The 7,650-nt window shown below is 36.5% G+C and carries 6 protein-coding genes; all 6 read left to right on the top strand.

Features of this window, described 5'->3' with window-relative positions; translation table 11 throughout:
* The first annotated feature begins 242 nt into the window (after window positions 1-242).
* The 6 genes from BAMA_RS14200 to BAMA_RS14175 all read left to right on the top strand — a co-directional run bounded on the left by BAMA_RS14200 (window position 243) and on the right by BAMA_RS14175 (window position 7,627).
* The gene (locus BAMA_RS14200) at window positions 243-734 is read left to right on the top strand and encodes a hypothetical protein (RefSeq protein ID WP_034640097.1); all 492 of its coding nucleotides are present in this window, start codon (window positions 243-245) and stop codon (window positions 732-734) included.
* Between the two features lie 353 nt (window positions 735-1,087).
* On the top strand, window positions 1,088-3,088 hold the full coding sequence (gene tkt / locus BAMA_RS14195) for a transketolase (RefSeq protein WP_034640095.1): 2,001 nt from the start codon (window positions 1,088-1,090) through the stop codon (window positions 3,086-3,088).
* 155 nt (window positions 3,089-3,243) lie between these two features.
* Window positions 3,244-3,684, top strand: coding sequence for a sporulation inhibitor of replication protein SirA (gene sirA / locus BAMA_RS14190; RefSeq protein ID WP_034640093.1), 441 nt, complete (start codon window positions 3,244-3,246; stop codon window positions 3,682-3,684).
* Window positions 3,685-3,762: 78 nt separating this feature from the next.
* Complete coding sequence (locus BAMA_RS14185; protein ID WP_034640092.1) at window positions 3,763-3,984, top strand: YneF family protein; 222 nt, start codon at window positions 3,763-3,765, stop codon at window positions 3,982-3,984.
* Window positions 3,985-4,108: 124 nt separating this feature from the next.
* A complete protein-coding gene (locus BAMA_RS14180; RefSeq protein ID WP_034640091.1) occupies window positions 4,109-5,860 on the top strand; it encodes an ABC transporter transmembrane domain-containing protein in 1,752 nt (583 codons plus the stop codon).
* On the top strand, window positions 5,861-7,627 hold the full coding sequence (locus tag BAMA_RS14175; RefSeq protein ID WP_034640089.1) for an ABC transporter ATP-binding protein: 1,767 nt from the start codon (window positions 5,861-5,863) through the stop codon (window positions 7,625-7,627).
* Window positions 7,628-7,650 lie beyond the last annotated feature (23 nt).

The raw sequence follows: 7,650 nt of genomic DNA, 5'->3' as shown, positions 1-7,650 counted from the left end.
CTATATTTATATAGAAGAAGTTTTTTATTTCGAGCTTAATGTTCAAGTATGGAAGTAGTTAATGATTTCAAAACCTATATAATCCGTTGGAAATGCCTTTAATAATTCATATTTTCTATCTGACATACTTTCATCAACTTTCATTTGCAATTTATAAAAAAGAACGAAATAATTATTATACTAAGAATTTTCACAAGCATAAACAGTTAATAGAGTTTTGGAAAAAAGGAAGGGGAGATATTTTGGCACTGCAGCATGAATTTGTATTTGTTTCGAAAGAAAAAGGGGAATTACGTTCTGAAGATTTTCTTTGGCGTGACACAAATATATGGTACAAAGACGGAACAGATATTGAACAGTGTGTTATATTAAGCGATGATTTTGTTTTGTATATGTCTGATTTCTTACAATGGATTCCAACTTGCACACCGCACCACAATCGAAATGAGAGAGGTTTTGGATTAAATTATCATGGCGTAACAAAAATTGAACAAGAAGGTGCGGATTTAGCTGTTCAGTTATTTCAATCACTTATTTCGTTATTCGTGCTAGCGCCTGAAACAATACAATTAACTGGACCGTTTGGATGGATAGAAGGGGAACATGTAGAGACCGGAGAGTATGAGGAGTTATCATTCAAACGGGATTTACTATGTTCACAGTTAAAGTCGTTCGTTACTTTGCTAAAACAAGTAAAAGAAGGAAAAGGGTATATTCTTCACTTTGGTATATAAGGATCAATTGGGAATAAGACTCATTTTGTTAATAAAATGGTTCATCACCGTAACATAAGGTTGATTTTTTGAAAAGAATTCATTTTTCATACACGAAACGGAAAGTGTCCACTCGGAGTGGAGTGTACATCTCTATATGTCACTCCTAACTTTCGGTGAAGAGTAAATAAAATTCAAAAAATGAAAAAGTATGGCAGATTGAATACCCATACATAGTGTGTTTTGTTCACTTTTTTATAAAAAAACGAAAAAAATATAAACATATTTGTCGATACATGTTGTATATTCTCGCGAGGAAAGCTATCATATAAATGTGTAAAACGTTTACCAATATAAGTGAAGGGAAGAATAGCATGTCACATTCAATCGAACAACTTTCTATCAACACGATTCGCACACTTTCCATTGATGCGATTGAAAAAGCAAACTCTGGTCATCCAGGAATGCCAATGGGAGCAGCTCCAATGGCGTATACATTATGGACACAATTTATGAACCACAACCCAAATGATCCAACGTGGTTTAACCGTGATCGTTTCGTATTATCTGCAGGTCATGGTTCAATGTTACTATATAGCTTACTGCATTTAGCTGGTTACGATGTTACAATGGATGATTTAAAAGACTTCCGTCAATGGGGAAGTAAAACACCAGGTCACCCTGAGTTTGGTCATACGCCAGGCGTTGATGCAACAACAGGTCCACTTGGTCAAGGTATTTCAACTGCTGTTGGTATGGCAATGGCTGAGAGACATTTAGCAGCGAAGTATAACCGTGATGAGTATAATGTTGTCGATCATTATACATATGCAATTTGTGGTGATGGCGACTTAATGGAAGGTGTTTCTGCGGAAGCGTCTTCATTAGCGGCACATTTAGGTTTAGGCCGTCTTGTTGTGTTATATGATTCTAACGATATTTCTTTAGATGGTGACTTAAACCGTTCTTTCTCTGAAAGCGTAGAAGACCGTTATAAAGCATACGGTTGGCAAGTAATTCGCGTTGAAGATGGAAACGATATTAACGAAATTGCAAAAGCAATTGAAGAAGCAAAAGCGGATGAAAAACGTCCAACATTAATTGAAGTAAGAACAACAATTGGATTCGGATCACCAAACAAATCTGGAAAATCTGCTTCACACGGTTCTCCACTTGGTGTAGACGAAACAAAATTAACAAAAGAATCATATTCTTGGGCATTTGAGCAAGACTTCCATGTACCAGAAGAAGTGTATGAGCACTTTAACACAGCTGTAAAGGCTGCTGGTGAAACAGCACAAGCTGCGTGGAGCACAATGCTTGGTGAATATGGTGAGAAATATCCAGAATTAGCAAATGAATTCCAGTCGGCAATGAACGGTCACCTTCCAGAAGGTTGGGATAAAAACTTACCAACGTATGAAATGGGATCGAAAACAGCAACTCGTTCTTCTTCAGGTGCTGTAATTAATGCAATTGCTGATGCTGTTCCATCATTCTTTGGTGGTTCTGCAGACCTTGCTGGTTCTAATAAAACATACATGAATAACGAAAAAGACTTCACAAGAGAAGACTATAGCGGTAAAAATATTTGGTACGGTGTACGTGAGTTTGCAATGGGTGCAGCAATGAACGGGATTGCACTTCATGGCGGTTTAAAAACTTACGGTGGTACGTTCTTCGTATTCTCTGACTACTTACGTCCAGCAATTCGTCTTGCTGCGTTAATGAACTTACCTGTAACATATGTGTTTACACATGACAGTATCGCAGTTGGAGAAGATGGTCCAACGCATGAGCCAGTTGAACATTTAGCAGCGCTTCGTGCAATGCCAAACGTATCTGTTATTCGTCCAGCTGACGGTAACGAATCTGTTGCAGCTTGGAAGTTAGCGTTAGAATCTACAAAAACACCAACTGCATTAGTTCTAACTCGTCAAGACCTTCCAACATTAGAGGGAGCAAAAGACGATACGTATGAGAAAGTTGCAAAAGGTGCATATGTAATTTCTCCAAGTAAGAAAGAAACAGCGGATGCAATTTTAGTTGCAACTGGATCTGAAGTAAGCTTAGCAATCGAAGCGCAAAAAGTATTAGCAGAAAATGGTGTTGACGTATCTGTTGTTAGCATGCCAGCTATGGATCGCTTTGAAGCGCAAACTGCTGAGTACAAAGAATCTGTATTACCAAAAGCAGTAACGAAACGTTTAGCAATCGAAATGGGATCTTCATTCGGATGGCATCGTTACGTTGGCTTTGAAGGAGATGTTTTAAGTATCGATACATTTGGTGCTTCAGCTCCTGGTGAGAAGATTATGGAAGAGTATGGATTTACTGTAGAGAACGTTGTTCGTAAAGTAAAAGAAATGCTTTAATGATTTGAGAAAAATCTCTCCAGCATGGAGAGATTTTTCTATGTAAAAGTGTGAATTCGACAGAAAAAGTTTTTTCTTGTTCCGTAGTCAGACAATCATCGCATCTTTCTTTTTATATAATAAGGAAAATGGTTGTCCAATGCGGGAGGGGAATTATGAGGACATACGAATTATACTTAATTCAAGAAGAAATTGCACATATGTATTTTGGACGTGAAATGTTATTGTTTGATTTGTTTTCTCGCTTTTCCGAGCCTGGTTCCCTTTCGGAAAAGAAAGTGTTGTACAAGCAAATGAAGTATATTACGATGCCGATACAAACGCTAAAAATTCATTATAGAATGGAACAAGCTTTGAAGAATTATGAGGTGTATGAAAGAATACAGCATACACATACCATTCAGCAAGGAAAAGAGCATGGAGCAATCACGATTAAACCACGTCACATTTCAATGCGCACGTCCGGAAACGTTGAAATGGAAACAGCTTTTTTTGAAGTGTTACGAAAATGCGAATTGACATTTCTCGCTATGAATTATGAGAGTAAGCAGTATGGCTGGTTAAATCCTCTGAAACAAGCGCAAATTTATCTGTAAAAAATGTCGAATACAATCTTGTCTTATTGAAAAGGTTTTAGTACACTGTAAGGTAGACAACATGAAGGAGGAAAATATATGTCAACTTGGGTAATCGTTCTATTGAGCGTATTAGCGGGGCTAGCAGCAGGCGTAGCATTAGGATTTTTCATCGCGCGTAAATATATGATGAACTACTTAGAAAAGAATCCACCAATTAATGAACAAATGTTAAAAATGATGATGATGCAAATGGGACAAAAACCATCCCAAAAGAAAATCAATCAAATGATGAGCGCTATGAACAAACAAATGAAATAGGCGCTAGAAAGGACACTCTTGCTGAGTGTCCTTTCATTTCGTCTTCTGAAGTTTTAAAAACTTTCAAAAATTTTGTGTTTTTGATAAACTGAATACATCGCTCATTTTGAGGAGGGGGGATTATATGAAAGTATTTTCAGACTTAGCATGGTTTTTTAAACAGGAGAGAAAGGCATATATAACAGGTATTATTCTTTTATTTGGCGTAGCACTGCTTGAGCTTGTATCGCCAAGAGTTATTGGTATTATTGTTGATGAAATTAGTACAAATACATTAACTGCAAATTCATTACTCATGTGGGCGAGTATATTAGTAGTTACTGGGGTGACGATGTACATATTACGTTACATTTGGCGAATGATGATCTTTGGTTCTTCTTTAAAGTTAGCCCGCCAATTACGTGAAAGGTTGTATAAACACTTTACAAATATGAGTCCATCGTTTTATCAATCGCATCGTACTGGTGATTTAATGGCTCATGCAACAAATGATATTCAAGCGATTCAGCAAACAGCTGGTGCTGGTGTGTTAACGCTTGTTGATTCATTAGCTGTAGGTGGATGTGTTCTTGTTGCGATGGGATTTACGATTAGCTGGAAGTTAACATTAGTTAGTTTAATTCCAATGCCGATTATTGTGATAGCAACAAGGTATTATGGAACATTGTTACATCGTCGTTTTCATAAGGCACAGGAAGCTTTCTCAGAAATTAATGATAAGGTACAAGAAAGTATGAGCGGAATGAAAGTCATTCGTTCCCTTGGTCAAGAAGGTGAGGATTTACAAGCGTTTCGTCAGCAGTCAGAAGATGTTGTACGTAAAAATATGTTGGTAGCTCGTATTGATGCACTATTTAACCCAACAATTGCACTTGTTGTCGGATTTTCATTTTTAATTGCAGTTTGTTACGGCTCTTTACTTGTTGTTCGTAATGAGTTAACAATTGGTGAACTTATTACATTTACAACGTATTTAGGAACACTTGTATGGCCAATGTTAGCATTTGGATGGCTATTTAATATTATGGAGCGAGGACGTGCTTCGTATGATCGTGTGCACAAGCTATTATCATATACATCTGATGTTGTGGATCAAGCAGGAGCAAGTGAAGTAACAGGAAGTGGTGATATTACATATGCAATTGACTCATTCTCTTATAAGAAAAATGAAGTGGTAGACTTAGAAAATATTCATTTTACGTTAAAGAAAGGTGATACATTAGGAATTGTTGGTCGAACGGGTGCTGGGAAAACGACGTTACTAAAGTGTTTGATCCGAGAATATGATCATTTTAATGGATTATTACAAATTGGAGGTACTGATATTCGAAACATGACACTTCATGCAGTTCGAAGTGCTATTTCGTATGTGCCACAAGATCATTTTTTATTTTCAGCAAGTATTGGAGAAAATATTGCATTTGGAAAATCGGGGGCATCGTATAAAGAAATTGCACATGCAGCAAATATTGCTTGTATTCACGATGACATTGTAAACTTCCCTGATGGATATGAAACAATTGTTGGGGAACGTGGTGTTTCTTTGTCTGGTGGACAAAAGCAGCGTATTTCCATAGCACGTGCCTTGTTAACAAATGCAGAAGTATTAATATTAGATGATTGTTTATCGGCCGTTGATGCAAAAACGGAAGAAACAATTTTAACAGCATTAAAGAGAGAACGAGAAAATAAAACGACAATTATTACAGCACATCGCTTAAGTGCGATCCAACATGCGAATTTGATTCTCGTTGTAGACGAAGGGAAAATTGTCGAACGTGGTACACATGAGGAATTAATGAAACAAGAGGGCTGGTATAAAGAAATGTATGAAAACCAGCAATTAGAAGCGTTAGTTGAGAAAGGAGGGGTATAAATGGAAGAGAAGAAAAAGCGCAGTGACTTATGGCGTTTATTAGCGTACATGAAGCCGTATAAAGGCTTGTTAACATTTGCATTTTTGTTTTTAGTTGTTGCAACAGCAGCAGAAATGTTAGGTCCTTTTTTAATCAAGAAATTTATTGATGAACATTTAGTACCGAAAAACTTTGAACAATCAGCACTATTAACATTGTTTATTGTTTACATGGCTGCGCATCTTTTGAAAGTATTATTTACGTACTTAAATCTATTGTTCTTTCAAAATATCGCATTTAAAATTGTGCAAGATATACGTGTAGAAGTGTATGAACATGTTCAAAAGTTATCACTTAGCTTTTTTGATCGTACTCCGATTGGTACAATTGTTTCACGGGTGACCAATGATACAGAGGCGATTAAGGAATTTTATGTGAGTGTGTTATCGACGTTTGTAAAAAATATTGTTTTCTTAGTTGGTATTTTAACAGCGATGTTTTTATTAGATATAAAACTTGCTCTTATCTCGATATTGTTAATTCCAATTATGATTACGATTATGACGTTATATCGCCGAAAGAGTTCAGTATTTTACTTAGAGGTGCGTAGTCAATTAAGTATTTTAAATGCAAAATTAAATGAGTCAATTCAAGGGATGAATATTGTGCAAGTTTTCCGTCAACAAAAACGTATGCGGAAAGAATTTGAAGAAATAAATGAGAAACATTACGGTGCGGGGCGACGTACATTAAAGTTTGATGCGCTTTTTTTAAGACCGGCAACGGACCTTGTTCATATTTTAGCGATTGTAGTAGTGCTAATGCTATTTGGGATTGATGCATTAAAGAGCCCAGTAGAAGTTGGGGTATTATATGCATTTGTAAACTATATTCATCGTTTTTTTGAGCCGGTAAATGAACTAATGATGAAACTTTCTTTCTTCCAGCAAGCAATTGTTTCCTCTTCACGTGTGTTTCATTTAATGGATGAGAAAGACTTAGCTCCAACGCAAAAAGGAAATGAAAATCCAGTGGTAACAGAAGGAGAAATCGAATTTCATAATGTAACGTTTTCGTATGATGGAAAGCGTGATGTATTAAAGAATGTGTCTTTTCGTGTCAAGCCTGGTCAAACAGTTGCATTTGTTGGCCATACCGGAAGTGGAAAGAGTACAATTATGAACTTACTCATGCGTTTTTATGATGTAAATAAAGGTGAAATTACGATTGACGGTGTGGATTTAGAAAGATTTCAAGAAAAAGAAGTTAGAAAACGCATTGGTCTCGTTTTGCAAGATGCGTTCTTATTTGCTGGAACGGTAAAGAAAAATATTCGTATGTATGATGATAGTATTACAGATGAAGAAATTGAAGAGGCTGCAAAGTTTGTGCAGGCAAATACTTTCATTGAACAGTTACCAAACGGGTACGATACAGAGGTTGTTGAGCGCGGTGCAGCATTTTCTAGTGGGCAGCGTCAATTGATTGCATTTGCAAGAACGATTGCAACAAATCCAAAAGTATTAGTATTAGATGAAGCAACGGCAAATATTGATACAGAGACGGAAGATGCTATTCAAACGGCGCTGCAGCGTATGCGAAAAGGTAGAACAACAATAGCAATTGCACACCGACTATCAACAATTCAAGATGCAGATCAAATATTTGTGATGCACGATGGTCAAATTGTTGAAAGAGGTACACATCAGGAACTGTTAGCAGAGCAAGGGTTATATTACAATATGTATTTACTACAAAATAAAGGAAGTTTGCAAAAAGCTTTATAAGGTGAAAGAAAGCTGATCAAGGA

The organism is Bacillus manliponensis (genome assembly GCF_000712595.1).
GTDB lineage: Bacteria > Bacillota > Bacilli > Bacillales > Bacillaceae_G > Bacillus_A > Bacillus_A manliponensis.
This window is presented reverse-complemented; position numbering and strand designations above follow the sequence as displayed.